A 25060-nucleotide genomic window follows, 5' to 3' on the forward strand; every position below is an offset into this window, starting at 1 on the left:
CCGCCGCGCCGCGTGCGGGGCGTCACGACGACTGGACGTTGGCGGGTGTCCGATCCCGGTCCGGGCTGATTCGGCGTCCGTGGACCGTGGGTAGGGTGATCGGAACGGACGGAGGCGATCATGACGGCTGACCACCCCTCGGCGTCGGATGCGGAGCCCGGCGGTACATCCGAGCCGGCGGAGTCGATCCTGCTCGACGGCCCCAGCACCACGGACCTGCGGGCCAAGGTGACGGAGGCGTGGCAGGAGTTCGCCCGGATGCTCGCCCTACGGCTGCGGGAGTTGCCGGCCGGCGCGCACCTCGAACTGACCCTCGACCCCACCGCCTCCGGTACGGGCGACGCCGTCTACTCGATCAGCGTGGACGCGACCGAGGACGGCGGGCTCTCCGCGCGGGCGGTCGGCAACGCGGCGCTGCCGCAGGGCTACCGGCTGGACCGCGCCGCCGTGGCGGACATGGTGGCGCTGGGCTGGTCCCCGCCCGGCGTGGTGGCCGGCTCCGGCGGCGCGTTCGGGTTGGACGCGACGGTGGCGGACGCCAACCGGATCGCCCCGCTGCTGTCCCGGACGCTGCGCGACGTGTACGGCGCACCGCACCCGGCCTTCCTCGTCTACCTGGTGCACGACGCCGAGGGGGAGCCGTTGGCCGTCGGGCCGTTGGGGACCGCGCGCAGCGAGTTCGGGCCGGACGCCGACGTGGAGGGGGACCTTCAGGAGGCGCTGGCCGAGGCGGCCGCCGACCGGGACGACGTGCTGGACCTGCCGGAACGCGTCCGTACCGTGGTGTCGACGATGTTGAAGTCCGACGCCGAGCGGTTGCAGATCGACTCGGACGGCGACATCACCATCAGGGCCGGCTCGGCGATGGTCTTCGTGCGGGTGCGCGACAACCCGCCGCTGGTGGACGTCTTCTCGCCGGTCCTCACCGAGGTCGAGCCGACCGAACGGCTCTACGTCAAGCTGTCGGAGCTGACCAATCGGATGCCGATCGGTCGCCTCTACTGCGCCGACGACACGGTCTGGGCCTCCATCCCGGTCTTCGGCCGCAACTTCCAGGCCACCCATCTCATGCTGGCGGTGCAGGTGATGACCGGTCTCGCCGATGAGTTGGACGATCGTCTGCACGGTGAGTTCGGCGGCAAGCGTTTCTTCGGCGAGGGCGACAAGTCGGTCCGCGATGACGACTCCCAGCACCGCACCGGCATGTATCTCTAGCTGACGGCCACGTCCAACAGGGTCTTGCCGACGGTGGCGCGCGCCTCGATGGCGGCGTGCGCGTCGGCGGCGCGTTCCAGGGGGAAGCGCTGGCCGATCAGCGGCCGGAGCTGCCCGGCCGTCGCGGCCGCCAGCGCCCCGATGGTGTACGCCCGCAGCCGCGCGGGCGTCACGTCCGGCCGGACCAGCGTGATCCGGCGTCCGGCGGCCGCCTCCGGTGTCACGGGGGACCACTCGCCGCTCGCCAACCCGTAACTGATCATCCGGCCGCCCGGGGTCAGCAGCTCGAACGCCGCCTCGGCCACCGCACCGCCGACGCCGTCGAAGACCACGTCGACCCCGGCCACCGCGTCGCGGACCCGATCGGCCCAGTCCGGCTTTAGGTAGTCGACCGCCACCTCGGCGCCCAGCCCGGGCAGCAGGGCGACCTTGCGCGGTCCGCCGGCCACGCCGATCACGCGCGCACCGGCCCGCGTCGCGATCTGGACGAGCATGCTCCCCACCCCGCCCGCCGCCGCTTCGACCAGCACGCGGTCACCGGGACGGACGCCGACCGCCTCGACGAGCATGGTGGCGGTACGACCGTCGGCGAGCAGCGCCACGGCGGCGTCCAGCGCCAACCCGGCCGGCACCTCGATCGGCGCGGACGCGTCCACCACGACCCGTTCGGCGTACCCGCCGGCGCCGCCGGTGGCGGTGACCACCCGTTGCCCGACGCGGGCCGGGTCGACGTCTGGCCCGACAGCGGTGATCACTCCGCCGACCCCGTTGCCGGGGATCAGCGGCGGGGCGTACCGGTTCGGTCCGGGACGCCCCGCGCGTTGCTGCGTCTCGACGAAGGTGACGTTCACGTGCGCGACGTCGATCAGCACCTGGCCGGGGCCGGGCGTCGGGTCGGGTGCCGGGCCGGGCGTCAGCACCCCGGGACCGCCGAACTCACGTAACCAGATCGCCCGCATGCGGTCCCCCCTCGTGTCGTGCCAGGCCGCCACGAGTCCAACACCTGAACGTGACTTGAGGTCAAGCCCTGGTGGACGGGCCGACACCGGGGGACTCGACCAGCCGGGACAGCACGATGGTGCTGCGGGTGGACGTCACGAACGACTCGGCGCGCAGCCGTTCGAGGGCCGCCTCGAGGTGGGCGATGTCGGCGGCGCGTAGGTGCACCAGCGCGTCCGCCTCGCCGGAGACGGTGTACGCGCCGACCACCTCCGGGTGTCGGCGGGCGGCCACGCCGATCTGCGCCGGGGTGGTCCGGCCGGCACAGAACAGCTCGACGAACGCCTCGGTGGTCCAGCCGACGGCCGCCGGGTCGACGACGGCGGTGAATCCCCGGATGACGCCGGTTGCGCGTAGCCGGTCGACCCGGCGCTTGACCGCCGGGGCGGAGAGTGACACCCGGGTGCCGATGTCGGCGTACGACGCGCGGGCGTCAGCGACGAGCAACGCAATGATCCGCTGGTCAACGGCGTCTATCTGCAACGTTCCGCCTCTGGGAAGCAACGGTTGTGGCTGTTACCAAAGTTCAACGATACCTACTCTTGGTGACCGTGAACCAGCAGCGAGTCCCGCGAAAGCGGACATATCTCATGTGCTCGCCCGAGCATTTCGCGGTCGAGTACGCGATCAATCCGTGGATGGACGTGACCACCCCGGTGGACCGGGACCTGGCCGTCAAGCAGTGGGACCGACTGCGCGAGACGCTCGTCGGTCTCGGCCACGAGGTGCACCTGCTCACGCCGGAGCCGGGGCTGCCGGACATGGTGTTCGCGGCCAACGGCGCCTTCGTGGTCGACGGCAGCGTCTACGGCGCGCGGTTCAAGCACGAGCAGCGGACCGCCGAGGCGGCCGCGCACCACGCGTTCTACGAGCAGCAGGGCTGGCGGTTCGTCGCGCCGAGCGAGACCAACGAGGGCGAGGGTGACTTCGCGTACCTGCCGGAGGCGCACGGCGGACTCATCCTGGCCGGGCACGGCTTCCGGACCGAGATCCCGGCGCACGCCGAGGCGCAGGAGGCGCTGGGTCGGCCGGTGGTGTCGCTGCGGCTGATCGACCCGCGGTTCTACCACCTGGACGTGGCGCTCGCCGCCCTCGACGACACGAACGTCGTCTACTTCCCGGGCGCGTTCTCCGCGGCCAGTCAGCGGGTGCTGACGCAGCTCTTCCCGGACGCGGTGATCGCCGACGACGAGGACGCCATGGCGTTCGGACTCAACCTGGTCAGCGACGGCGCGAACGTGGTGCTCAACAGCGAGGCCACCCGCCTGGCGGGCAAGCTCAAGGCCGCCGGTTACACCCCGGTCCCGGTCGAGTTGGCCGAGCTGAAGAAGGGCGGCGGCAGCGTGAAGTGCTGCATCGCCGAACTGCGGCACTGACCCGAACACTGCCGCGTACGGCAGGGGCCGGCCTCCCGCTCGGGAGACCGGCCCCTGTTGCGTCCGGTGGGGGGGTCAGCCCAGCGTGGCCAGCTCGTTGGTCAGCACGTTCGACATGATCTGACCGTCGCGCTGGACCTCCCGCAGGTACCACTTCTGCTGCGGCGTACGCGGCTGGTTGAACTGCCAGATGCCGCGCGGGCTGTCGATCTGGCCGAGCTTGCCCAGCGCCAGGTTGACCTGCTGCGGGGAGGGCGTCCCGCCGGTCAGCTGGATCGCCTGGTCGAGCACCTGCGCCGCGTCGTACGACGCCATCGCGTAGGTCGTCGGCGTGCTCTGGTGCTTCTTGCGGTACGCCGAGGCGAAGACCCGGTTCGACGTGTTGTTGAGGTCGGCCGAGTAGTTCAGGGCGGTCTGGATGCCCAACGCGTCCCGGTCCAGGCTCTCCAGCACGGTGCCCTCGGTGAGGAAGCCGGGAGCGTAGACAGGCCCGGAGAACTGGTCGCGTAGCTGCTTGATGAACTCCACGCCGGCCGCGCCGGCGAAGAAGCAGAAGACGGCGGTCGGCTTCTTGCGCAGCGCCTTCTCGATGTCCGCCACGTAGGTGGTCTTGCCGGGGTTCGGGGTGGGGTTGGTGTTGGTCACCGGGTCGGAGATCCGCGGGTCGGTGACGCCGAAGCCCTGCTTGAACCCCCGTACGACGTCCGGACTGCCCACGTTCTCCGGCACGATGATCGCGATCCGGCCGTTCGCCGGTAGCTGGTCGCGCAGGTAGAGGCCGAGTGCCCGGCCGGCCTCGTCCAGCACGTAGGACGTACGCCAGATGTAGACGACGCTCTGCAGGCTGCTCGGCGAGGCGTTCGACCCGATGAGCGGGACCCGGGCCTCCTCGACGGTGTCGCGGATGCCGACCATCACCGACGAGTTGACCACGCCGGTGAGCGCCAGCACGTTCTGCTTGAGGAGTTGGTCGACGGCGGCCTTGCCGGTCTTGGCGGTCTCGCCCTCGTCGGCGGTGAGCAGCTCGACCGGGTGCCCGCCCAGCTGCTGGTTGTGCAGGTCCAGGAAGAGCTGGAAGCCGTTGGTGATGTCGTCACCGATGGACTTGAAGCCGCCGGCCTTCGGTGCGATCAGACCGATCTTGATCGGGCTCTTGGGGGCGGTCGGCTGGTCGGCGGTGTCGGAGCCACACGCGGTGGCGAATCCGGTCGTACCGAGCGCGGCCAACAGTTGGAGCGCCCGCCTGCGGTTCATCTGCGACACCGAGTTCCTTCCCAGAAGCGTTGCAGGGCGGAACAGCGCCCCTCCGGCGTTCTACCTGGTCGGCGACGCTGCGTCAATGGCTATTGATCATCGTGCAGGGACCGCAACACATCCCGCACCCGGGGCCAGGCCGACGACTCCGGATCGATCAGCCCGAAATGCTCGCATCCGGGCAGCTCAACAAGGGAGATATCGGATCCCGCGCGACGAGCCGTCGCCACAAAATCCCGGCTCATCGACACCGGCACCTGCTCGTCGAGTGAGCCATGCATCACTACTGTCCGTGTTGGTACCGGTACCAATGATCGTGGGTCGGCCCTCGCGTACCGGTCCGGCACGTCCCCCGGACCACCGCCGAGCAGCGCGGCCACCGCGCCGGAGTCCAGGTCCCGCCGGTACGCCTCGGCGAGGTCGGCCACCGGGGCCAGGGCCAGCACTCCCGCGACCGTCGACGGTGCGGTGGCCGCCGCGTACAGGGCCAGGTGGCCACCGGCGGAATGACCGACGAGGATCGGCGCGGCCGGGCGCACCCGGTCGGGCAGCGCCCGCGCGGCCAGCTCCGGCAGCGCCGCGATCCCGGCCAGGGTGTCGGTCAACGTGCCCGGCCAGCCGCCGCCCGGCTGCCCGGTACGCCGGTACTCCAACTGCGCCACCGGGTACCCGTCGGCCGCCAGCGCGGCGGCCAGCGGTCCGGTGTGCCGCCGGTCGTACTCGGCCCGCCAGAAGCCCCCGTGCACCACGACGACCAACGGTCGGGCCGGCCCGGAACCGGCCGGGCGGCGTAGGTCGGCGACCTGGTCGGGGTGGTCGCCGTACGCCACCGTCCGGTCCGGCGCGGGCGCGGGCCGGGTCAGCACGGCGCGGGGGTCGGCAGGCATGGCGCGACGGTAGCGCGCCCACCCGGGTGGTTCGGCACAGGGAGTTGGTCCCGGGCGGCATGGGCCACGGCTCCTGGGTAAAGATGGACCCCATGACCGAAGCGCGCTCCGCTGAGCAGAACGACCAGCCCGGCCCCGATGACTCCGGCCACTCCGGCACCGTTGTGGTGGTCGGTCCGGACGGCCGGCCGATCGGCACCGTGCAGACCGAGGAGGGCCACGGCGAGGACCCGACCCGCCTGGTCGAGCAGCCGGCCAAGGTGATGCGGATCGGCAGCATGATCAAGCAGCTGCTGGAGGAGGTCAAGGCCGCCCCGCTGGACGACGCCAGCCGGCACCGGATGCGGGAGATCCACGAGCGCTCGATCGTCGAGCTGAAGGAAGGTCTCGCACCCGAGCTGCGCGACGAGCTGGAGCGGATCTCGCTGCCCTTCACCGAGGACAAGGCACCCAGCGAGAGTGAGCTGCGCATCGCGCACGCCCAGCTCGTTGGGTGGCTGGAGGGCCTGTTCCACGGCATCCAGGCCGCCCTGGTCGCCCAGCAGATGGCCGCCCGGGTCCAGTTGGAGCAGATGCGCGGCGGCCGGCAGGCACTCCCCAGCGGTCCCGGCGGGGTCGTCCCGGGCATGCCGGGTCTCGGCCAGCCCGGCGGCGGTGAGGGTCACAACACCGGCCAGTACCTCTAACCGGTCACTCCACCCCGAAGACCTTCTCCAGGTACGCGGCCACGCCGTCCTCGGAGTTCGTACCGGTCACCTCGTCGGCGACCGCGAGGACGGCGGGGTGCGCGTTGGCCACCGCCACCCCGCGTCCGGCCCAGCTCAGCATCGGTACGTCGTTCGGCATGTCACCGAAGGCGAGCACATCCGCCGCGGCCACGCCGAGCCGGTCGCAGTACCAGTCGAGCCCGGCCGCCTTGGTCACCCCGGCCGCGGAGATCTCTACCAGGCCGGACGACGACGAGTGCGTCGCCTCCGCCAGCCCCCGCAGCGCGTTGGAGATCAGCGCCGCGAACACGTCCGGATCCTGCTCACCGGCCCGGGCGAGGAGCTTCACCGCCGGGACGGAGAGCAGTTCCTCCGGCGTCTCGATCGGCCGGATGCCGTCGGCGTCGGCGTCCCAGCGCAGCGGGTAGTGCGCCTCGTGGCGCATCTCCCGGCTGTCCAGGATCTCCACGGCGAAGCTGATGTCGGGCACCTCGGCACGCAGCCGCCGGGCCACCTCCGCCAGGTGCTGCGGCGCGAGCGGGTCAGCCCGGAGCACCTCGTCGTTGAACGGGTCGTAAACCACGGCGCCGTTGGCGCAGACCGCCGGCAGCGGCTCGGCCAGCTGGTCGTACACCATCTTGAGCCAGCGGACCGGGCGGCCGGTGACCAGCACGACCGGCGTGCCTCGCGCGGAGATCCGCGCGAGCACGTCGGCGGTGCGCGGGCTGACCGTGTGGTCGTCGCGGATCAGCGTGCCGTCGATGTCCGTGGCGATGAGCCGGGGCGTCTCTCCCATCACCGGGACAGTAGTCGGTCCAGGTACACGGCCACCCCGTCGTCGTCATTACGCAGGGTCACCTCGTCGGCGACCGCGCGGACCTCCGGGTGCGCGTTGGCGACCGCCACCCGCGACCAGCCGGCCCACTCGAACATCGGCAGGTCGTTGGGCATGTCGCCGAAGACCAGCACGTCGGCCGGGTCGACACCGAGGGTCTGCGCCACGACGGTCAGCCCGGTCGCCTTGTCCACCCCCGGCGGGCAGATCTCGATGAACCCGAGCCCAGCCTGGGTGAGCGTGGCGACCTGCGGGTCGACGATCCGGCGGGCCACCGCCAGCAGTTCGTCCACGTGGTGGTCTGCGGTCCTGGCGAACGCCTTGAGCACGTCGCAGGAGAGGCACTCGGCGCGGCTGCGCGCCTCGAACCGGTCCTGGTAGGGCCAACTGGGGTGGTAGTCACCCCAGAGCGGGGCGTCGTGCTCGTCGGACGCCTCGACCATCACGGTCAGCGGGCCGACCTCGGCCTCCAGGTCGGCGAGCAACCGGGCCAGCACCTCGGCGGGCAGGCGCTCGTCACGGAGCACCACCGGGCCCGCCGGGTCGCTCTGGTCGACCACCCGCCCGCCGCCGGCCATCACCAGGAAGTCGGCGGCGCGGATGTCGTTGCGGGTCAACTCGGTCAGGCGAGGGCCGCGTCCGGTGGCGCCGACCACCGGAATTCCGGCGGCCCGCACCCGGTCGAGCACCCCGTGGGTGTACGCGGAGACGGTGTCGTCGCTGCGGACGAGCGTTCCGTCGAGGTCGGTCGCGATCAGCTTGGGCAGTCCCGGGCGGGTCATCGTTCCTCCTTCGCCCACCGCCGTCGCAGCCAGCTGTGTGGTCCTGATCGAGACCCGGCGTGACGGCGGGCAGCAACCGTACCTCGCGGAATGGGTCGCAACCATGGCTTCCCGGCGAATCGGGCACCAACCCCCAGCGCCCTGAAGGTGTCCAACCCGCGCCCGCCCCCCGCTGGCGCCGATCTTGCACTTCCGGTTGCCGATTCGAGGGCTTTGGCGCCTTATGTGACGACAGAAACCGCAAGATCGGCGCGGTGGTGGGGCGGGTTCGGGGCGGGGGTGGGGTGGGGTGGCTTAGGTGGGGTTTTCGGGGCGGGCGAAGGGGGTGGTGGGCTGGACCGTCAGGTCGGCTGGGGCGGGTGGACCGTCGTCCAGGGGGCCTGGCTCCGCACGGCGGCGCCAGGAACGCATCGCGGGTACGTCGGCGCGGGTGCCGTCGTCAGTCGGCTCCGTGGGCGCACCGGTCGGTACGGCCCACGCCAGTCGTAGTGCGGCGGCGAAGAGGACGCACGTGACGAACGCCAGCACGAGACCGCGGCCGTACTCGACCCGGAACTCGTCCTCGGTCGCGTAGAAGAGTTGCCGCTCCCCGGAGTTGTCGAGCGTCGCGGTGGCGGCCACCAGCAACGCCAGCAGCGCACCGGACAACGTGAGCCCGGCCAGTCGCGCGTTCGCCCGGACCGCCGCCGTGCCCCCCAGCGCCAGGGCCACGGCGCAGGCCAGGGCGAGCAGGCCGGCGAGGTAGGCGACCCCGTAGCCGCCGATCTCGGACACGCTGGCGTGCACCTCGATCGTGGTGGGCCCGTCGGGACCGCCGCTGGGCATGGTGGTCAGCACCCACTCACCGATCATCGACGCGACTCCGGCGACCGCGCCGAGGCCGGCCAGCAGCAGTGGCAGGCGAGGATCCCGGGTCAGACCGACCAGCGGGTTACCGAACCGGCGGGCACGGGTGGGCTCGTCGGCGCCCCACTCGATCACGGCCGGCGCGTCGGGTGGGTCGCCCTGGCGCGGAACGGGCAGATCCTCGGGCATCGGCCATCCCTCCGCCGGTCACGGGCCTGCGTCGCATCATGGCACAGCCCGTGGTGGCGGCGCTGCCGTCGACACCGCCCCACGGCCACCGCCGATCGTGGTGACGGGAATCGCAGGGCGGTCGTCGGTGCCGGTCGGTCGCCCGGGGGTCAGCTATCCGCTAGCGTTCTCGACATGCCTATCCGTACCGCTTCCGCACAATGGCAGGGCAATCTCACCGAGGGTTCCGGCACCGTCCGCACCGGTAAGGGCGGCCTGTCCGGCAACTACTCCTTCAAGTCGCGCTTCGAGGAGGGCGAGGGCACCAACCCGGAGGAGCTGATCGCCGCCGCCCACGCGGGCTGCTTCTCGATGGCGTTCTCGAAGGCCCTCGCCGACGCCGGCACCACGCCGACCTCGGTCGAGACCACCGCCAAGGTCCACCTGGACAAGACCGACGCCGGGTTCAGCGTGACCCGGATCGACCTCGAGACCGTCGGCCAGGTGCCCGGCGTGGACGAGGCGGAGTTCCAGAAGCTCGCCGAGGCCGCCAAGGCCAACTGCCCGATTTCCCGCCTGCTCTCGCCGGGCGCCGAGATCACCCTCACCGCCCGCCTGGCCGCCTAGGGCGTTTGTCAAAGCCCCTGGCCGGCCTGCGGCGGGCCCGGACGACGACCGGCCGCGTTGGAGATTGGCCCGGATACAACACCGGTATCCGAGCCAATCTCCGCCTTGCCGGATCGCCGCCTGGACTCCGCCTCGGCTCGACCGAGGACTTTGACACACGCCCTGACCGGCGACCCGCACCCGTGGACGCCGGCCCGGGTCGCCGTGCGCGACCCGGCCGATCGGTCCCGCGTCGGGCAGAATGAACGTCGTGCCGGTGGAGATGACCCGCGAGCGCTTCGAGGAACTGGTCGCTGACGCCCTCGACGAGGTGCCCGAAGAGCTTCTCGGCCTGATGAACAACGTGGTGATCCTCGTCGAGGACGACCCGCCACCGGGCGAGTCCGATCTGCTCGGCCTCTACGAGGGGCACGCGCTCACCAACCGGGGCTGGGACTACTCCGGCGTACTGCCGGACCGGATCTTCATCTACCGTCACCCGATCCTGCGCATCTGCGACAACGACGAGGACGTCGTCGACGAGGTGGCGGTGACCGTGGTGCACGAGATCGCCCACCACTTCGGCATCGACGACGACCGGCTGCACGACCTGGGCTGGGGCTGACGCGCGAGCCGCGTGCGCGAGCACCGTTGAACCGAGCGCCTCTGGTTGCCGTGGTCACCTACCGTCGGTGCAGCGACCGCGACCATTTCAGGAGGCACCTTTCATGCGCAGCGAGCTGTTCTCGTCGGAGAATCTGGAGAAGGAGTCGGCGCAGGCGGGCATGCGTCTGCAGAACTCCAAGATGTTGAAGATCGAGCTCAACGGCGAGGCGATGGCCCGGGTCGGCTCGATGGTCGCCTACCAGGGCAACGTGCAGTTCCAGGCCCTGGGCTCGGGCGGCCTCGGCAAGTTCCTCAAGCAGAAGCTGACCGGCGAGGGCGTCCCGCTGATGAAGGTCACCGGCCAGGGGGACGTCTTCCTCGCCGAGTTGGCCAAGGACGTGCACATCATCGACCTGGAGCCGGGCGACGCGCTCTCCATCAACGGGTCCAGCGTGCTCGCCTTCGACTCGACCCTGCAGTACGACATCAGGATGGTCGGCGGCGCCGGCATGGCGTCCTCGTCCGGGCTGTTCAACTGCGTGTTCAGCGGGTACGGCCGGATCGCCATCACCACCAAGGGCACCCCGGTGGTGCTCAACGTGGACGCCCCGACGTACGTCGACCCGCAGGCCGCCGTCTGCTGGTCGGCCAACCTCCAGACCGGTTACCACCGCGCCGAACAGCTCGGCCTCGGCACGCTGCTGGGCCGTCGCACCGGTGAATCGTTCACCATGAGCTTCGCCGGTCAGGGCTTCGTCGTGGTGCAGCCGTCCGAGGAGCCGCCCGTCATGGGCAGTGGTCAGCAGCAACAGGAGGGTGGCCTGCTCGGCGGTCTGCTGAGCTGAGCGTCGACGCGGCCGGGGCGTGCGGTGTTCGCCCCGGTCAGCTCATCTCGCCGGCACGCAGCCGGGCCAGCCAGGCCGCCGCGTCGGCGTAGTCGACGTCGGAGAGACCGGCCGGCGCGGACCCCCGCCGCTCGGCGGCCTCGACCCAGCGGTGCCGGGGATAGGACCCGAGGAAACGGACCTCCGCGCACACCCGGCGCAGCCCCTGCAACGCCTCACCCAGGCGTACGTCGGCCACATGTCCGGTGCAGTCGAGGAAGAAGACGTACCGGCCCAGCGCCTCCCCGGTCGGGCGGGACTCGATCCGGGTCAGGTTCACCCCCCGTACGGCCAGTTCGACCAGCACCGAGAGCAGCGCGCCCACCCGGTCGTGGGCGATGTAGACGGCCAGCGAGGTGAGGTCGTCGCCGCTCGGCGGTGGGGGTGGCCCGGGACGGGAGACCAGCACGAAACGGGTCACCGCGTCCGGGTGGTCGGCGATCTTGTCGGCGAGCAGCGCGAGCCGGTGCCGGGCCGCCCCGATGGGCGCGCAGATCGCCGCGTCGTACTCTCCGGACCCCGCCCCCGCCGCCGCCGCGCCGTTGGAGAGGACGTCGATGACCACCGCGTCGGGCAGGTGGTCCCGCAGCCAGCCTCGGCACTGGGTGGACGCCTGCGGATGGGCCGCGATCGAGCGGACCGTCGACAGCGTGGTGCCGGTTCGCGCGGCGAGCACGAACTCCACCGGCAGGATCACCTCCCGGGTGATCACCAGCGGCTCGCCCTCAACGATCTCGTCGAGCGTGACGCCGACCGCCCCGCCGATCGAGTTCTCCAGCGGTACGAGCGCCGCGTCGGCCTCCCCGGCCCGGATGCTGTCCAGCGCCTCTCCGACGCTGCGCGCGGGCGTACGGGAGCCGTGTTCGGCGGCGGGGATGGTGCGCAGGGCCTGCTCGGCGAAGGTGCCTTCGGGGCCGAGATAGACGAAGCGCGTAGGCGGTGTTCCGGGCATGCCGCCCAGACTACGCACCCGGCCCGACCGCCGGAGAAGGATCGCAGGCGAGCGTACGGATCCCGGCCGGCCCGGTGGCCCGGACCTCGGCGGTGCACACGTCCGTGCCCGCGGTGACCAGCTCCAGGGCGGTGGGCCGTCCCTGGGTGACGACCTGAAGCTCCTCGTGCCCGGTCACCTCCAGCACGGTGTACTGCCAGTCCCCGGCGCACAGCGGTCCGGTGCGGACCCGGACCCGGACGTTGTCCGGGAGCACCGAGGCCCGCCCGCGTAGCAACTGCACCACCCGCTGCCCGGTCGGCCCGTTCCGGCAGGCCGTCGCGACGAGACCGGGGTCCGGGGTGGCCGAGCGGGTGGCGGGTGGCGGCGCGGTCGGCGCGGTCGAGGGGGTACCCGTCGGGACGCCGGTCGGGCCGGACGGCCGCGGGCTGCCGGCTGCGGTGGGCAGACCGGCCGGCTCGTGCAGCTCGGGAGGTGCCCCGCAGCCGGTCAGCGATCCGATGGCGAGGAGCGTCAGCAGCGCGGCCCACGCGGGCGCGGCGGCGCTTCGGGCGAACGGGTGGCGGGGTGGGGTGAACGGCACGGGCCGATCCTCGGGACATCGGGACACGTCGCGGCCGGGGTGGCCGAGCCCATCGTAGGGCGAGCGGTCGGCCGGGTGAAGCTCAGCCGAGGAGGCGGTGTCCGGCGCGCTCCAACGCGGTCGTGCCCTCGGTCAGCCGGACGGCCGGTACCAGCACGTAGTCGGTGTCGAAGGTGGAGAAGGTCACCACGCTGACCCGGGCTGCGGCGAGCGGGTCCACGAGCGCCGCGAGGGTTCCGGTGCCGTTCACGTCCGTCGGCCCGGCGACCCGCAGGCAGCGCCAGGTGGTCTCCACGACGGCCTCGGCGGGCAGCCGATCGGCCGGGCAGATCACCGAGATCCCCTCGGTCGTCCAGCTCACGGTGACCACGTCGGCGCGACCCAGCCCGCTCGACAACGCGTCCGGCAGGGCAGTGCCGGCACCCAGCCGGCACACGGCGTACTCCCCGGGCAGCAGGGTGATATCGAGCATGAGGGCACCTTACGGCGTGGATCCGGGCCGGTCCGGGCATCGCCGCGTGCGGCGAACACCACAACCCGCCGCAGGTCAGACCTCGGAGAAGAAGGTGAGCGAACCCGCGACCGTGCCGTCGGAGAGCAGTGGGGTGGAGATCGCGTCGACCGTCGCGTCGGGGCAGCCGGGGGCCGCGGCCTGCACCCGCAGCAGTCCACGGGCTAGCCGGCCGGAGGAGAGCGCCAGCAGGGGCGGGATCTTGTCGACCTCGGCCTCGGTCAGCTCACCCCGGTTGGCGGTGAAGTCGAGCAGGCGGAGGCCACCGTCGAGCAGCGGTCGCCCGATCAGGCCGGCGGGCTCGCCCAGGCAGAGCAGCTCGCAGCCGGCGGTGGAGATGGCCACCACGCGGGTGTCGGCGTCGATCAGCAGGCAGGGCTCGTCGGCCCGACCGACGGTCGAGGACCACTGGCCGACATTGTCGAACTCCGGCTCTGTCGTGGCTCGGGCCGACGGCACGAACACTTCCGAGAGCGAGAGTTCGACGTGGGCCACCGCGCCTCCTATGTACAACGACGGACTGTCCACGCTAGCCGGTCGACGACGGAATCACCGAGCGAGCCGGGTCACCGCGCCGCAGCGGAGAACCCCCGGGCGGCCGGCGACGGCGCGGGAGCCGGTGGGTAGGTGGGGGACCGGGGCCGCGTGGCGTCGCCGGTGACGTTACCGGCGGTGCGCCGCCTTGTCAGCGGCCGTTCGGCCCTCCTCGTACCACCGGTAGTCGGCCGATGGACGGTACGTGCCGTTCAGCCAGGTGCTCGGGTGCTGTGCCACCCGGGCCAGCTTCTCGGCCGTGGTCGGGCTGATCCGGTTGCCACCGGCCACGAGGAGCCGGTCCAGCTCCCGGTGGGTGGCCATGAGGCAGTCCTTCGGGAGGCCGTAGACGCTGATCACGCCGGAGCCCACGAAGGTCAGCACGGGTGTCACCGGGATGGTCAGCCCCACCGCGTCGGAGAGGGCCTTGCTGGCTCGCTTGGCGTCCCGCCGGGCCTCGGTGACGTACGGGGGCCGCTTACCGTTGATCTGCACGACGTCCCCGGCGACGAGCACCCGGGCCCGGCCGTGGTCGGCGATGGTCACCGCGAACAGCCCGCTCGGCCCGATGGCGAGGAAACCGGCTCGGTCGTCCTGAGCGCGGTCGAGCAGGACGTCCGCCACGTCAGTGCGGGGCCACTCGATCACGTGCCAGGACGGCCCGAGGTGGTCGAGCTGGCCGAGCGCCCGCGCACCGGCCGCCTCCAGCCGACGGGCACCGCGCTCGGCGCGGCGGCGTCGGGCCCACTCGAGCGGTGTGGGGCGGACCGGTTCGAGAGCCCCGGTCGCCTCGACGCGGGGGTGGGGCACCGCGATGGGCGGCAGTGCCCGGGCGGTCGGTACGGCTCGTCGTGCGGGAAAGACAGTCATCGCGACCTCCGGCAAAAGGTCCCTCGAAGTTATGTCCTCACTACCCTACGTTGCCACTGTGGGTGTTCGGCAAGCCGGAGCGCCGGAGTGACTGTGGATGAATGCCATATTCATCCACAGTTCTTTTCTCGGATGCCGCCAAACCCTGCCCTACGCTGCGGGGGTGACCCACTACGTCGACAGTGAAGTCGGCCGGCTCGGCACCGTCCTGCTGCACCGGCCCGGCCCGGAACTGGCCCGGCTCACCCCGCGCAACAACGACTCGCTCCTGTTCGACGCGATCCCCTGGGTGGGCCGCGCCCAGGAGGAGCACGACGCTTTCGCGGCCGCGCTGCGCGAGCGCGGGGTCGAGGTGCTCTACCTGGCCACCCTGCTGGCCGAGACGCTGGCCGTCGAGGACGCCCGCGTCGAACTGACCGAGCAGGTGCTGCGCTCGCGCCGGCTCGGCGACACGCTCCGCGCCCGGGTCGCCGACCACCTCGCCTACCTGGACCCGGTCGCGCTGGCAGACGTGCTCACCGCCGGGCTGGCCCACGAGGAGCTGCGGATCAGCTCGGAGCGCCCGGGCGGGCTCGTCTACACCCTGATGGACCGGCACGACTTCGTCATCGATCCGCTGCCGAACCTGCTCTTCACCCGGGACTCGTCGCTCTGGATCGGCGATCGGGTCGGTGTCACCAGTCTCGCCATGCCGGCCCGCCGCCGGGAGACCACCCTCACCGACGCCATCTACCGGCACCACCCACGGTTCGCCGGCACCGAGTTCGTCTACCGCCCCGACCTGGAACACCTGGAGGGCGGGGACGTGCTGCTGCTCGCACCCGGGGTGCTGGCGGTCGGCGTGGGTGAACGGACCACCCCGGCGGGCGTGGAACGCCTCGGCCGGCAGGTCTTCGCCGCCGGCCTGGCCCACACCATCCTGGTGGTGCCGATCGCCCAGAAACGCGCCACCATGCACCTGGACACCGTCTGCACGATGGTCGACGTCGACGCCGTCCTGATGTACCCGAACATCGCCAGCACGCTCTCGGCGTACACCGTCATCGCCGGCGCGGACGGCGAGGACCCGCGGGTGGACGGCCCGGCGCCCTTCCTGCGGGCCGCCGCCGACGCGATGGACCTGGACCAGCTCCGGGTCATCGACACCGGCCTGGACCCGGTGACCGCGGAACGCGAGCAGTGGGACGACGGCAACAACACCCTCGCCCTCGCGCCCCGACTGTGCGTCGGCTACGAGCGCAACACCGAGACCAACGCGCAGTTGGAGCGGGCCGGCATCGAGATCATCCCGATCGCCGGCTCAGAGCTGGGCTCCGGCCGGGGCGGCCCGCGCTGCATGTCCTGCCCGATCGTCCGCGAGCCGCTGCCCGCCCGACGCTGAACCGGGCCACCCGCTGCCCGTACCCGCTGAACGGGCAGCGGGCCCGGGTCAGCGCAGGGTGAGCTGGCGGCCGAGCAGCCCCTGCCGGGCCCGCCGGCCGGCGGCGTCCAACGGATCGGTGCTGGCCAGGGCCTCCGCGTAGCGCTTGGCGAACTGCGCCACCGGGTCCTCCCACTCGCTCGCCGGCGTCTCCTCGGGCAGATCCCAGACGGGGACCAGCCGGCCGTGGGCGCGGAACATCCCGGCGAACTTGGTCTGGTCGCCGAGCGTCAGCGTGCCGGCCGCGCCGAGCCGGGCCAGCGCGTCGAGGGCGGCGTCCTCGTCGTCCGGCAGCACCCAGCGCACGTGCGCCTTCTCGGGGACCTGACACCAGTACGCGGCCTTCGCGGAGGTCATCCGCACGGTCGGGTAGATGGCTGCGTTCGCCCGTTCCAGGGACGCCTGGACGCTCGGGTCGTCGGCCGCGCCGGGGTCGAGCCAGAACTCGAACCCGTCGTGCATGCTGATCTCCAGGGGACCGTCCACCAGGATGTCCTGGAGTCGCGGCCCGGGGCCGGGCAGCGGCGGTACGGACACCTGGCCGCCCGGCTCGGTACGCAGCGCGCAGAGGAGCGCCTCGGCCAGGTCCCGGGAGACGTCGCCGGACTGCTGGTGACGCTGCAGACCGATGAGCACCTGGCCGTCCGGCTTGCTCACCGCCGGCGCGGCCATCGGCAGCACCGTGGCCAGGGTCGCCGACCGGTCGCCGAACTCCTCGACCAGGGCGGGCGCCAGCCGCAGCGGGGCGGACGCGGCGGGCACCAGCTCGCGCAGCGCGATCCACTCGGGCTCGTCGGTCAGGCCCTCGAAGGGGCGCGGCACGAAGACGTCCCGCACCTTGTCCCGGCGGGGAGTGGTGTCGGTGGCTGCTCGCTGGCTCTTTCGACGCTTGCTCACGGCGTCACAGCCTAGAGCCCTCGACCGCGCACCGTGGCCCGGACCCTAATTCGCCGCGACCAGCCGGGGAATGGGGTCGAACTCCGCCCAGACGCGCTGACCCATGCCGTCCCGCTCGACGCCCCAGCGGGTCGCCAGGCCGGCCACGATGTGCAGACCCCGCCCGTCCGCCGCGTCCTGGCCCGCGGTGCGGATCCGTGGACCGGTGGCCGCGCCGCCGTCGGTCACCCGCAACTGGATCCGTGGGCCGTCGGCGGCCGCCCGCAGCCGCCAGGCCACCCGGACCACGCCGCCGGGCAGCGGGCGGGCGTGCCGGACCGAGTTGCCCACCAGCTCGGCGAGCACCGCGATCAGATCCGCGAGAAGCGTCGGGGGTACGAGGTCAGCCAGGTCGTCGGCGAGCCGATGCCGGGCCAGTCGTGCGCCGGCGGGGTGGTGGGGAACCACCACGCACCACGCCCGATCCCTCGTCGCCGTCGCCACCGTCGCCTCCACGTCGCGTCCCGCTGGTCAACCGCGCGGTAGCCGCACCTCTGCGACCGTACCGCCGTCGGTCCTCGGACGTAGGGATACCCATCCATTCTGTTGTTCAACGATCCGGCGGACGAGATAGAGGCCGAGCCCCGCTCCCGGGTAGCCGCGCCGGTCACCGGACTCGCCCTGCCAGAACCGGTCGAACGCCCGTTCCACGTGCTCCGGCCGGATGCTGATGCCGCGGTCACTCACCCGGAACGCGACCAACTGACCGTCGACCCCGGCGGTGATCTCGATGGGGGAGCCCGGCGGCGAGTACTTGCCGGCGTTGGTCACCAGCTCGGTCAGGACGGTGGCCAGGCTGGGCCGGTGGCCGAGCGCCTTGGGCAGGTCGACGGGGAGGTGCAGCGTCAGCCGGTGCCGTAGCTCCGCCGGCAGGTCCACCACCGCGGCGCGCAGCGCCGCACCGAGGTCGAACGGGGTGGGCGGCTCGTCGGCGGGCCCCGTCTCGGCCGCCGAGGAGAGCAGCCGGTCGACCAACCGGGCCAGCTCGTTGGCGCGCTGCCCGATCACCCGGGCGGCCTGCCGCCGGTCGCCGTCGGTCAGCGACTCCCAGTGGTCGGTGAGGGTGTCCGCGTACCCCTTGATGACGGTGACCGGCGTGCGCAGCTCGTGGCTGGTCACCGCGACGAACAGTTCCCGGTCGTGGTCGCGGCGCTGCTGGTCGGTGATGTCGCGGAAGGTGACCACCCGCAGTGCGCCCGGGCCGGGCAGGTCGCCGGAGGTGATGCGCAGCCAGCGCCCGTCCGGCAGCCGGTGGTCGCGGACCTGGCCCGCGGGCGGCAGCGGGAACGGCAACGGCCGGTTCAGGGCCTGGTCCGTCGCGCAGCCGGTGACCTGGACGGCGGCCGGGTTCCAGAGCCGGACGTGCCCGTCCCGGTCGACCACCGCCAGCCCGTCGGCGAGTGCCGCCACCACCGGCCCGTCGCCGTGCACCGGCAACCCGGTCTGGTCGCCGTACATGTGCGCGACGCACGAGGCGAGGTACGCGATGACGCCCTGGTGCTCGGCGCCCGGCCCGTCGTCACCCGGATAGAGGGCGTGCAGGCTGCCGACGGTGTGGCCGCCGATCTCGGCCCGGGACACCACCATCCGGCGTAGTCCGCTGCCGGCCAGTTCGGCGGCGAGCTTGCCGCTCAGATCGGTCACCCGGACCTGGCTCACCCGAGGGCCGGAGAGCAGCCGGACGGTGTCCGGGTCGTCCACCGCGAGCGGACGGCCGACCGCCCACTCCGCCGCGCCGGTGGCCGCGATCACCCGGCCGCCGGTCGGGCCGAACTCGACGAAGGCCATCCCGCTCGCGCCGAGCGCCGGTTGGGTCAACCGGAGAAGCTGGGTAAGGACCGGTAGGCCCGCGTCCCCTGCATTGATCATCTCGATCACGACGGTGTGGCCGGCGAGAAGAGCGGGAAAATCGATACGCTCCGGCATGTGCCGAGTCTGCCCCGCCGGCCCGGCTTTCGGCACCCCCGGACGTCGGGTAGGCATCGGCTCGTTCGCCTCGACCGGCCCATTCAGCGGTCCCGCCGGGCCAGGACGTGCGCCGGTCGGTCCGTGATGATCCCGTCCACCTCCTCGGCCAGCACCAGCTCCACGTCGGCCGGGTCGTTGACCGTCCAGACGTACACCTGGTTGCCGGCGGCGCGCAGCGCGGGCAGCAGGTGGGGGCGGGCCCGGAGCAGCCCGATACCCGGGCCGGCGATGCGCGCGCCGAACGGCAACCGGCCGAGGCGCAGCCAGGGTGGAAGCACCTCCAGCAGCAGCACCGTGGGCAGTGCCGGGGCCAGCTCCCGGACCCGCCGTACGGCCAGCGGGGAGAACGACATGACGGTCACCTGGACCGGGTCGTCAGGGGCCGGGTCGGCCAGCCCGTACCGCCGGAGCAGGTCGACCAACCGCCGCTCCACCTGTGCGCCGAAGCGGGACGGATGTTTCGTCTCCACCAGCAGCCGGACCGGCCGCCCGGCGGCGAGCACCGCGTCGAGCAGCCGGGCCAGGGTCAACAGCCGGGTGTGCGACTCGTCCGGCGGCAGGTCACCGCTCGGCGCGCCGCCCGGATGCCAGGAGCCGAAGTCCAGCGCGTCCAGCTCGGCGAGGGTCCGCGCGCTGACCAGCCCGCGGCCGTTGCTCGTCCGGTCCAGCCGCCGGTCGTGCACACAGACCAGATGACCGTCCCGGGTCAGCCGGACGTCGCACTCCAGCCCGTCGGCGCCCTCGTCGAGGGCGCGCAGGTACGCGGCGAGGGTGTGCTCCGGGAGGTCGTACGAGGCGCCGCGGTGCGCGAAGACCAGTGGCCCGCCCATCCCGTCCGCCTCAGATGACCTGGCCGGGCTGCCCGTTCGCGTCGACCACCGGTCGGCCGACCGCCGCCCACTGGCGCATCCCGCCGTCCGCGTTGCGCACCTGTCCCCAGCCGTTGTTGACCAGGTAGGCGACGACCTGGGCGGATCGTCCGCCGGAGCGGCAGATGACGGCCACGTCCCGGTCGGTCGGCACCTCGGCCAGCCGTGCCGGCAACTCCATCATCGGCAGGTGGTGGGCGGTGGGGGCGTGGCCGGCCGCCCATTCGTCGGCCTCCCGCACGTCGAGCAGGTAGGTGTCGTCGTCGATCTCGGTCACGGGCACGGTGGGAACCTGGGGTCCGAACACAGGAAGCAACACTAGATCCTCGCGGGCCGGATCGGCACCGACCCGGCCGTCGCCACGGTCACAACCGGGTCACCCAGCGCGGGTTGACCTGCGCCCAGGCCGGTACCCGGCTGCCCCGGACCGCCTCGAACAGCCCGTTGCCGCCGTTGTCCAGCACCACGTACGAGACCTGGTCGATGGTCTGCGGCGACGAGGGCACCTGGACGCCGCGCATCCCGTCGGGCGGCAGCGCGCGGAGCGCGACGAGCAGGTCCTCAAGGGGTACGCCGTTGGTGTCGACGGTCAACGAGCCGCCGACCGCGCGGAGCACCTGGTCCAGCTTGACCGGGTTGTTGCGCAGATCGGCGTCGCCGGCGCTGTCCAGCATCGCCCGCAGGAGTTGCTGTTGGTGGCGCTGCCGGTCGTAGTCGCCGCCGGGCAGGTCGTAGCGCTGCCGTACGTAGTCCAGCGCCTGCGCCCCGTCCATCCGCTGGCAGCCGGTGGGAAAGACCCGGTTGGTGTGGATCGAGCGCACCTCGGTGTCGACGCACATCTGCACCCCGCCGAGCAGGTCGATCACCTTCCGGAAGCCGGAGAAGTCGACCAGGGCGGCGCCGTCGAACCGGATGCCGGTGAGCTGGTTCAGGGTGCTCGAGAGCAGCCGGGTGCCGGCCGGTCCGCCGCCACCGTGCTCGTACGCGGCATTGATCTTGTCCGGGCCGCCGCCGAAGCCGTTCGCCGGTGGGATCGCCACCAGCAGGTCACGCGGGATGGAGATCAGGTACGCCGCACGCCGCCCGGCGGGCACGTGCACGATGAGGATGGTGTCCGAGCGCTGGTCCGGCTCGCTGCTGCCGGCGCGTCGGTCGGTGCCGACCAGCAGGTAGTTGAGCGCCCCGTCCAGGTCGGTCCGGTCGGTACGGGCGTCGGCGTCGAGCAACTGCTCCTTGGTCACCGTACGGTCGTACCGATGGCTCAGTGTCTTGAGGCCGACCACGGCGAGCCCGGCCAGCAGGACGAGGGCCAGGCCGACGCCGAGCAGGAGGCGTGGCCCGCGGTCGCGGCGTGGCCCGGCCGGGCGTGCCCGGCCGGCCGCGTTCCGTCCCCACCTGGACGTGACCGCCTCCCCGCAGCCGATACGTGAACAGTGCTCACGTCAGGCTACGGTCCGTGACGGGACGGTCGCCGGGCTTTCCGCGACTCGAGGCCCGCTCACTTGCGGCCGGAGATCACCTCGGGGTGGTTGAAGACGAACTCGGCGAGCTTGTCCTGCTTGACCGCCTCGAACATCTGCATCGTCTCGGCGTTCAACGCCTCGCGGTTGTTGCCGTTGCCGTTGAAGTTGCCGTTGTTGGTCTTCAACATGGTCAACTCGTTCGCGGTGACGCCACGCATGGTGAAGATGAAGTTCTCGATCGGCACGCCGCCGGTGTCCAGGACGAAGGCCTTGCCGGCCGCCTTGATCAACGAGTTCATCTTGGCCGGGTTGGTCAGCATGCCGCCGTCGGTGGCCTTACGGGCCATCGCCTTGATCAGCTGCTGCTGGTTCTGCTGCCGGTCGTAGTCGCCGCCGGGCAGGCCGTAGCGCTGCCGGGCGTAGTCGAGGGCAGCCCAGCCCTCCATCTCCTGGCAGCCCTTCTTGTGCACCACCGGGGTCATCGACTTGCCGGTCTTCTTGGCGTCGGCGTTCCACATCGGCTTGCCGTCGACGAACGACATGTGCTTCGACTTGACCTCGTGGCTGACACAGATCTTGACCGTGCCCAGCGTGTCGATGACGTTCTTGAAGCCGCCGAAGTTGATGATCGCCGCGCCGTCGAAGCTGACGCCGGTGAGGCGCTTGATCGTCTGGGCCATCAGCTGGGCGCCACCCTCCCAGCCGCCGCCGTTGCGGGCGCCGGCCTGGAAAGCAGCGTTGATCTTGTCGGTGCCGCCGGGGAAGCCGCTCTTCTTGAAGGGCGGGATCTGCGCCTCGGTGTCCCGGGGGATCGAGATCAGGTACGCCTGGTCGTGCGAGGCCGGGATGTGCAGGATGATGATGCTGTCCGACCGGACGTCGTCGGCGGCCCACCGCTCCCGCGCGTCCACACCGAGCAGCAGCATGTCGATCGGGCCGTCCAGGCTCGCGCCGCCCTCGGCGTCGGTTTTGCCGGCCTCACCGAGCAGGTTGCGCTGGGCGATGTCGCCGGTGGCCTGACCGATCAGCACCTTCGAGCCGACGATGGCCACCCCGCTGCTGAGCATCAGCACCGCACCGAAGACCACGGTGAGGCGGGCCCAGAGCGGATCCTTGCGCCGGGGCCGCTTCTTCGCCGGCCCCTTGCCGCCCGTCCGGTTGTCGCCGCCACCGGGCGGACGACCGCCCGGGCCGCCGCCCGACGGGCCGGGCTGCATCGGGATCGACGCGGCGATCCGGCCGCTCGCTGCGGCGGATTTCGTGGACGGAGGGCGACGGCTGGCCTGAACCGGCATTCGTGCTCCAGCTCGTGATCAGGAGGGGGCGGCACCACTGTACGTACATCAATTCGACTTTGCGAGTTCATCTGGACTCAATTGGGACGACAGGTACCGTCAACCGTGCGATCGGTCGTACTCGATCACCGAAACGGTGAGCCCGACTCGCGTTGGGTAAACCGCCGTGTTACTCCGCGTTCATCCGCCGTCGGAGTTCTTCGGCGGGTTGGCCTTCACCCAGTCCGCCATGGTGTCCGCCGACATGGCCTTGTACATCGCCAGCGCCTTCTCCCGGTCCGAGACCACCACCGACTCGCCGTTGATCGTGTCGCTGCCCGAGTTCGGGCTGGTCAGGAAGGTGAGGTTCTCACCGCGCAGGTTGCGGAACTGCACTGCCATATCGGTCAACGAGAAACCCTGGTCGACGGTCACCGCCGCGGTGACCGACTTGAGGAAGTCGTTGAGCTTCTTCGGGTTCGCCAGGGTGCCGGTGCTGGCCGCCTTGTCCATCAGCGCCCGCAGGAACTCCTGCTGGTGCCGCATCCGGGCGAAGTCGCCGTCCGGGAACTGCTTGCGCTGCCGGATCCAGTCCAGCGCCTCCGCGCCGTCCATGTGGTTGGTGCCCTTGGTGAACGTCCGGTACGGCTTGTGGATCGAGGTGATGGTCCGCTCCACCTTCAGATCCACCCCGCCGAGGGCGTCGGTGACCTCCTTGAACCCACCGAAGTCGATCGCCATGACGTGGTCGATCCGGACGTCGCTGAAGCACTCCACGGTACGGACCGCCAGCGGCAGGCCACCGAAGGCGAACGCCGCGTTGATCTTCGCACGCCGGCCGGAGCCGCAGTCCGCGCCGGCGCTCTCCGGGATCGGCACGTACAGGTCACGCGGGATGGAGACCAGGTACGCCTCCTGGTGGTCGGCCGGGATGTGCATCACGATGATCGTGTCGGCCCGCCACTGGCTCTTCGAGTCGACCGGCGCGTCCGGGTCCCGTGAGTCGCTGCCGACCAGCAGAATGTTCAGCGCGCCGTCGACGGGCTTCGCCGGCCGACCGCCGGTGATCTCGGCGAACGGGTCGGTGCGGGCCAGGTCGTTGTTGAGGTTGCGCGCGTACAGCCACGCGCCCAGGCCACCGAGGAGTGCCAGCACCAGCACCGTGATGCCGGCCACCAGACCGATCCGCCCCCACCTCGGCCGTGGCCCACGCCGTCCCGACCCGCCGGCGCCACCCGGCCCACCAGGTCCCGTCGGTCCCACCGGACCGCCCGGGCCGACCCGCCGGTCGTCGTGCGACGGGTACCAGCGCGTCTCGGCTGGACGCGCGCGTCCGGAGGCACCACGGTCGGGGCCGGGCACCGAGGCGCGCCCGGCGCTGCGGTGCAGGTACGGGTGGGGAACGCCGGCAGGGGTCGCTGACATGCAAATCAGAGTACGTAGCGAGGGCCACTACCGCCCTCAGGCGACACTCAGCGATCGGCGGTCCACGCCGAGCCGGTTACCCTAGCCGCGCCCGGAAGTACTCGATCGTGCGTCGGAGGCCGTCTTCGGGCGTCACGGTCGGCTCGTATCCGAGCAGTTCACGAGCGAGGGTCAGGTCGGGGCGGCGCATCTCCGGGTCGTCCGAACTGCGCGTGATGTACGTCACCTGCGAGCTGCTGTCGGAGAGCGACACGATCAACTCGGCGAGTTGACGCATGGACATCTCGTGTTCGGTGCCGCAGTTGATCGGGCCGGTCTCGGTCGAGTCGAGCAGCAGCAGGATGCCCCGCACCAGGTCCTCGACGAAACAGATCGACCGGGTCTGGTTGCCGGTGCCGTGCACGGTGATCGGCTCGCCGCGCAGCGCCTGGGAGATGAAGGTGGGGATGGCGCGACCGTCGTCCGGGCGCATCCGCGGGCCGTACGTGTTGAAGATCCGCACGATCGCGGCGTCCAGCCCCCGGTACCGGTGGTACGCCATGGTGGCCGCCTCGGAGAAGCGCTTCGCCTCGTCGTAGACGCTACGGACGCCGATCGGGTTGACGTTGCCCCAGTAGGTCTCGCGCTGCGGGTGCTCCTTCGGGTCCCCGTACGCCTCACTGGTGGAGGCCATCAGGAACCGGGCGCCGTCGGCGACCGCGCGCTCCAGCAGGTGCAGGGTGCCCACCGAGCCGACCCGGAGGATCTCCACCGGTAGCTGGGCGAAGTCGGTGGGGCTGGCCGGCGAGGCCATGTGCAGGATCGCGTCGAAGCGCTCGGCCAGCGCGGGGTGGTGCGTCGGCAGACCGTCGGAGATGTCCGCCTCGACCAGGGTGAAGGTTGGCCGGTCCAGCAGGTGGGCGACGTTCTCCTTGGAACCGGTGACGAAGTTGTCCAGCGCCACCACCGTGCAGCCCCGGGCGATCAGGGAGTCGACCAGGTGCGACGGGACGAAACCGGCGCCGCCGGTGACGAGAACGCGGTGACCGGAACCGAATCGCTCAGCAACCTTCATGCCGGCCAGCCTACCGACCGAAGGAAGGGCCCCCTG

The 25060-nt window shown here is 71.7% G+C and carries 28 protein-coding genes; 7 read left to right on the forward strand and 21 right to left on the reverse strand.

The window, feature by feature from the left end; all coding sequences use genetic code 11:
- The first annotated feature begins 120 nt into the window (after positions 1-120).
- On the forward strand, positions 121-1215 hold the full coding sequence (locus tag AC3EN4_RS16930) for a T3SS (YopN, CesT) and YbjN peptide-binding chaperone 1 (protein ID WP_422737497.1): 1095 nt from the start codon (positions 121-123) through the stop codon (positions 1213-1215).
- Here AC3EN4_RS16930 and AC3EN4_RS16935 read toward each other — a convergent pair.
- Both AC3EN4_RS16935 and AC3EN4_RS16940 read right to left on the reverse strand, forming a co-directional pair.
- Positions 1212-2174: a zinc-binding dehydrogenase gene (locus AC3EN4_RS16935; protein ID WP_435206751.1), complete on the reverse strand. Its 963-nt coding sequence runs from the start codon at positions 2172-2174 to the stop codon at positions 1212-1214. The two genes, AC3EN4_RS16930 and AC3EN4_RS16935, sit on opposite strands and share 4 nt — an antisense overlap.
- A gap of 61 nt (positions 2175-2235) precedes the next feature.
- A complete protein-coding gene (locus AC3EN4_RS16940) occupies positions 2236-2697 on the reverse strand; it encodes an Lrp/AsnC family transcriptional regulator (protein ID WP_007453771.1) in 462 nt (153 codons plus the stop codon).
- Between the two features lie 59 nt (positions 2698-2756).
- On the opposite strand from AC3EN4_RS16940, the gene ddaH reads away from it, so the two are divergent.
- Positions 2757-3590 (forward strand): dimethylargininase, encoded by an 834-nt coding sequence (gene ddaH, locus AC3EN4_RS16945; protein ID WP_422737495.1) that lies wholly within the window; start codon positions 2757-2759, stop codon positions 3588-3590.
- Positions 3591-3665: 75 nt separating this feature from the next.
- Here the strand turns inward: ddaH and AC3EN4_RS16950 are convergent, their stop codons facing one another.
- Positions 3666-4853, reverse strand: coding sequence for an ABC transporter substrate-binding protein (locus AC3EN4_RS16950; protein WP_422737494.1), 1188 nt, complete (start codon positions 4851-4853; stop codon positions 3666-3668).
- An 80-nt stretch (positions 4854-4933) separates the two neighbouring features.
- Complete coding sequence (locus tag AC3EN4_RS16955) at positions 4934-5731, reverse strand: alpha/beta hydrolase family protein (protein WP_435206753.1); 798 nt, start codon at positions 5729-5731, stop codon at positions 4934-4936.
- Positions 5732-5814: 83 nt separating this feature from the next.
- On the opposite strand from AC3EN4_RS16955, the gene AC3EN4_RS16960 reads away from it, so the two are divergent.
- Positions 5815-6417 carry a bacterial proteasome activator family protein gene (locus AC3EN4_RS16960; RefSeq protein ID WP_422737492.1) on the forward strand — a complete coding sequence of 201 codons (603 nt, stop codon included), beginning with the start codon at positions 5815-5817 and terminating at the stop codon, positions 6415-6417.
- A gap of 4 nt (positions 6418-6421) precedes the next feature.
- On the opposite strand, the gene AC3EN4_RS16965 is transcribed toward AC3EN4_RS16960, so the two are convergent.
- From AC3EN4_RS16965 to AC3EN4_RS16975, 3 genes are all read right to left on the reverse strand, one after another.
- Positions 6422-7234: a Cof-type HAD-IIB family hydrolase gene (locus tag AC3EN4_RS16965; protein WP_435206755.1), complete on the reverse strand. Its 813-nt coding sequence runs from the start codon at positions 7232-7234 to the stop codon at positions 6422-6424.
- Positions 7234-8055: an HAD family hydrolase gene (locus AC3EN4_RS16970; protein WP_422737490.1), complete on the reverse strand. Its 822-nt coding sequence runs from the start codon at positions 8053-8055 to the stop codon at positions 7234-7236. Before AC3EN4_RS16970 ends, AC3EN4_RS16965 begins: the two co-directional genes overlap by 1 nt.
- Positions 8056-8349: 294 nt before the next feature.
- Positions 8350-9090, reverse strand: coding sequence for a hypothetical protein (locus tag AC3EN4_RS16975; RefSeq protein ID WP_435206756.1), 741 nt, complete (start codon positions 9088-9090; stop codon positions 8350-8352).
- Between the two features lie 174 nt (positions 9091-9264).
- Between AC3EN4_RS16975 and AC3EN4_RS16980 the strand changes: the two genes are divergently transcribed.
- From AC3EN4_RS16980 to AC3EN4_RS16990, 3 genes are all read left to right on the forward strand, one after another.
- Positions 9265-9696: an OsmC family protein gene (locus AC3EN4_RS16980; protein WP_355048644.1), complete on the forward strand. Its 432-nt coding sequence runs from the start codon at positions 9265-9267 to the stop codon at positions 9694-9696.
- Between the two features lie 256 nt (positions 9697-9952).
- A complete protein-coding gene (locus AC3EN4_RS16985; RefSeq protein ID WP_422740871.1) occupies positions 9953-10300 on the forward strand; it encodes a metallopeptidase family protein in 348 nt (115 codons plus the stop codon).
- Positions 10301-10403: 103 nt separating this feature from the next.
- Positions 10404-11126: an AIM24 family protein gene (locus AC3EN4_RS16990; RefSeq protein WP_357131467.1), complete on the forward strand. Its 723-nt coding sequence runs from the start codon at positions 10404-10406 to the stop codon at positions 11124-11126.
- Between the two features lie 37 nt (positions 11127-11163).
- Here AC3EN4_RS16990 and pheA read toward each other — a convergent pair whose 3' ends face one another.
- The 5 genes from pheA to AC3EN4_RS17015 all read right to left on the reverse strand — a co-directional run bounded on the left by pheA (position 11164) and on the right by AC3EN4_RS17015 (position 14615).
- Positions 11164-12117, reverse strand: coding sequence for a prephenate dehydratase (gene pheA, locus AC3EN4_RS16995; protein ID WP_422737487.1), 954 nt, complete (start codon positions 12115-12117; stop codon positions 11164-11166).
- A gap of 10 nt (positions 12118-12127) precedes the next feature.
- Positions 12128-12700, reverse strand: a complete 573-nt coding sequence (locus AC3EN4_RS17000; RefSeq protein ID WP_435206758.1) for a hypothetical protein — start codon at positions 12698-12700, stop codon at positions 12128-12130.
- A gap of 82 nt (positions 12701-12782) precedes the next feature.
- Positions 12783-13172: an ACT domain-containing protein gene (locus tag AC3EN4_RS17005; RefSeq protein ID WP_435206759.1), complete on the reverse strand. Its 390-nt coding sequence runs from the start codon at positions 13170-13172 to the stop codon at positions 12783-12785.
- Positions 13173-13247: 75 nt separating this feature from the next.
- The gene (locus AC3EN4_RS17010) at positions 13248-13706 is read right to left on the reverse strand and encodes a hypothetical protein (RefSeq protein WP_435206760.1); all 459 of its coding nucleotides are present in this window, start codon (positions 13704-13706) and stop codon (positions 13248-13250) included.
- A 168-nt stretch (positions 13707-13874) separates the two neighbouring features.
- Complete coding sequence (locus AC3EN4_RS17015; protein ID WP_422737484.1) at positions 13875-14615, reverse strand: hypothetical protein; 741 nt, start codon at positions 14613-14615, stop codon at positions 13875-13877.
- A gap of 163 nt (positions 14616-14778) precedes the next feature.
- Between AC3EN4_RS17015 and AC3EN4_RS17020 the strand changes: the two genes are divergently transcribed.
- Positions 14779-15996, forward strand: coding sequence for an arginine deiminase (locus AC3EN4_RS17020; protein ID WP_435206761.1), 1218 nt, complete (start codon positions 14779-14781; stop codon positions 15994-15996).
- Positions 15997-16044: 48 nt separating this feature from the next.
- On the opposite strand, the gene AC3EN4_RS17025 is transcribed toward AC3EN4_RS17020, so the two are convergent.
- From AC3EN4_RS17025 to AC3EN4_RS17065, 9 genes are all read right to left on the reverse strand, one after another.
- A complete protein-coding gene (locus tag AC3EN4_RS17025; RefSeq protein ID WP_422737482.1) occupies positions 16045-16932 on the reverse strand; it encodes a DUF5926 family protein in 888 nt (295 codons plus the stop codon).
- A 45-nt stretch (positions 16933-16977) separates the two neighbouring features.
- On the reverse strand, positions 16978-17382 hold the full coding sequence (locus AC3EN4_RS17030) for an ATP-binding protein (protein ID WP_435206856.1): 405 nt from the start codon (positions 17380-17382) through the stop codon (positions 16978-16980).
- 60 nt (positions 17383-17442) lie between these two features.
- Complete coding sequence (locus AC3EN4_RS17035) at positions 17443-18897, reverse strand: PAS domain-containing sensor histidine kinase (protein WP_435206762.1); 1455 nt, start codon at positions 18895-18897, stop codon at positions 17443-17445.
- Between the two features lie 83 nt (positions 18898-18980).
- The gene (locus AC3EN4_RS17040; RefSeq protein ID WP_435206763.1) at positions 18981-19769 is read right to left on the reverse strand and encodes a glycerophosphodiester phosphodiesterase; all 789 of its coding nucleotides are present in this window, start codon (positions 19767-19769) and stop codon (positions 18981-18983) included.
- 10 nt (positions 19770-19779) lie between these two features.
- The gene (locus tag AC3EN4_RS17045; RefSeq protein ID WP_435206765.1) at positions 19780-20115 is read right to left on the reverse strand and encodes a rhodanese-like domain-containing protein; all 336 of its coding nucleotides are present in this window, start codon (positions 20113-20115) and stop codon (positions 19780-19782) included.
- Positions 20116-20173: 58 nt separating this feature from the next.
- Positions 20174-21049, reverse strand: a complete 876-nt coding sequence (locus AC3EN4_RS17050) for an LCP family protein (RefSeq protein ID WP_435206766.1) — start codon at positions 21047-21049, stop codon at positions 20174-20176.
- Between the two features lie 257 nt (positions 21050-21306).
- Complete coding sequence (locus AC3EN4_RS17055; protein WP_422737478.1) at positions 21307-22566, reverse strand: LCP family protein; 1260 nt, start codon at positions 22564-22566, stop codon at positions 21307-21309.
- 180 nt (positions 22567-22746) lie between these two features.
- The gene (locus AC3EN4_RS17060; RefSeq protein ID WP_435206767.1) at positions 22747-23970 is read right to left on the reverse strand and encodes an LCP family protein; all 1224 of its coding nucleotides are present in this window, start codon (positions 23968-23970) and stop codon (positions 22747-22749) included.
- A gap of 76 nt (positions 23971-24046) precedes the next feature.
- Positions 24047-25024 (reverse strand): NAD-dependent epimerase/dehydratase family protein, encoded by a 978-nt coding sequence (locus AC3EN4_RS17065; protein ID WP_422737476.1) that lies wholly within the window; start codon positions 25022-25024, stop codon positions 24047-24049.
- Positions 25025-25060: the final 36 nt, after the last annotated feature.

Source organism: Micromonospora sp. bgisy143 (assembly GCF_057708145.1).

Bases quoted from the DNA above. Each gene is read 5' to 3' on its own strand.
- AC3EN4_RS16930 (WP_422737497.1), top strand. From the start codon at position 121: ATGACGGCTGACCACCCCTCGGCGTCGGATGCGGAGCCCGGCGGTACA.
- AC3EN4_RS16935 (WP_435206751.1), bottom strand. From the start codon at position 2,174: ATGCGGGCGATCTGGTTACGTGAGTTCGGCGGTCCCGGGGTGCTGACG.
- AC3EN4_RS16955 (WP_435206753.1), bottom strand. From the start codon at position 5,731: ATGCCTGCCGACCCCCGCGCCGTGCTGACCCGGCCCGCGCCCGCGCCG.
- AC3EN4_RS16960 (WP_422737492.1), top strand. From the start codon at position 5,815: ATGGACCCCATGACCGAAGCGCGCTCCGCTGAGCAGAACGACCAGCCC.
- AC3EN4_RS16965 (WP_435206755.1), bottom strand. From the start codon at position 7,234: ATGGGAGAGACGCCCCGGCTCATCGCCACGGACATCGACGGCACGCTG.
- AC3EN4_RS16970 (WP_422737490.1), bottom strand. From the start codon at position 8,055: ATGACCCGCCCGGGACTGCCCAAGCTGATCGCGACCGACCTCGACGGA.
- AC3EN4_RS16975 (WP_435206756.1), bottom strand. From the start codon at position 9,090: ATGCCCGAGGATCTGCCCGTTCCGCGCCAGGGCGACCCACCCGACGCG.
- AC3EN4_RS16980 (WP_355048644.1), top strand. From the start codon at position 9,265: ATGCCTATCCGTACCGCTTCCGCACAATGGCAGGGCAATCTCACCGAG.
- AC3EN4_RS16990 (WP_357131467.1), top strand. From the start codon at position 10,404: ATGCGCAGCGAGCTGTTCTCGTCGGAGAATCTGGAGAAGGAGTCGGCG.
- pheA (WP_422737487.1), bottom strand. From the start codon at position 12,117: ATGCCCGGAACACCGCCTACGCGCTTCGTCTATCTCGGCCCCGAAGGC.
- AC3EN4_RS17005 (WP_435206759.1), bottom strand. From the start codon at position 13,172: ATGCTCGATATCACCCTGCTGCCCGGGGAGTACGCCGTGTGCCGGCTG.
- AC3EN4_RS17015 (WP_422737484.1), bottom strand. From the start codon at position 14,615: ATGACTGTCTTTCCCGCACGACGAGCCGTACCGACCGCCCGGGCACTG.
- AC3EN4_RS17035 (WP_435206762.1), bottom strand. From the start codon at position 18,897: ATGCCGGAGCGTATCGATTTTCCCGCTCTTCTCGCCGGCCACACCGTC.
- AC3EN4_RS17040 (WP_435206763.1), bottom strand. From the start codon at position 19,769: ATGGGCGGGCCACTGGTCTTCGCGCACCGCGGCGCCTCGTACGACCTC.
- AC3EN4_RS17055 (WP_422737478.1), bottom strand. From the start codon at position 22,566: ATGCCGGTTCAGGCCAGCCGTCGCCCTCCGTCCACGAAATCCGCCGCA.
- AC3EN4_RS17060 (WP_435206767.1), bottom strand. From the start codon at position 23,970: ATGTCAGCGACCCCTGCCGGCGTTCCCCACCCGTACCTGCACCGCAGC.
- AC3EN4_RS17065 (WP_422737476.1), bottom strand. From the start codon at position 25,024: ATGAAGGTTGCTGAGCGATTCGGTTCCGGTCACCGCGTTCTCGTCACC.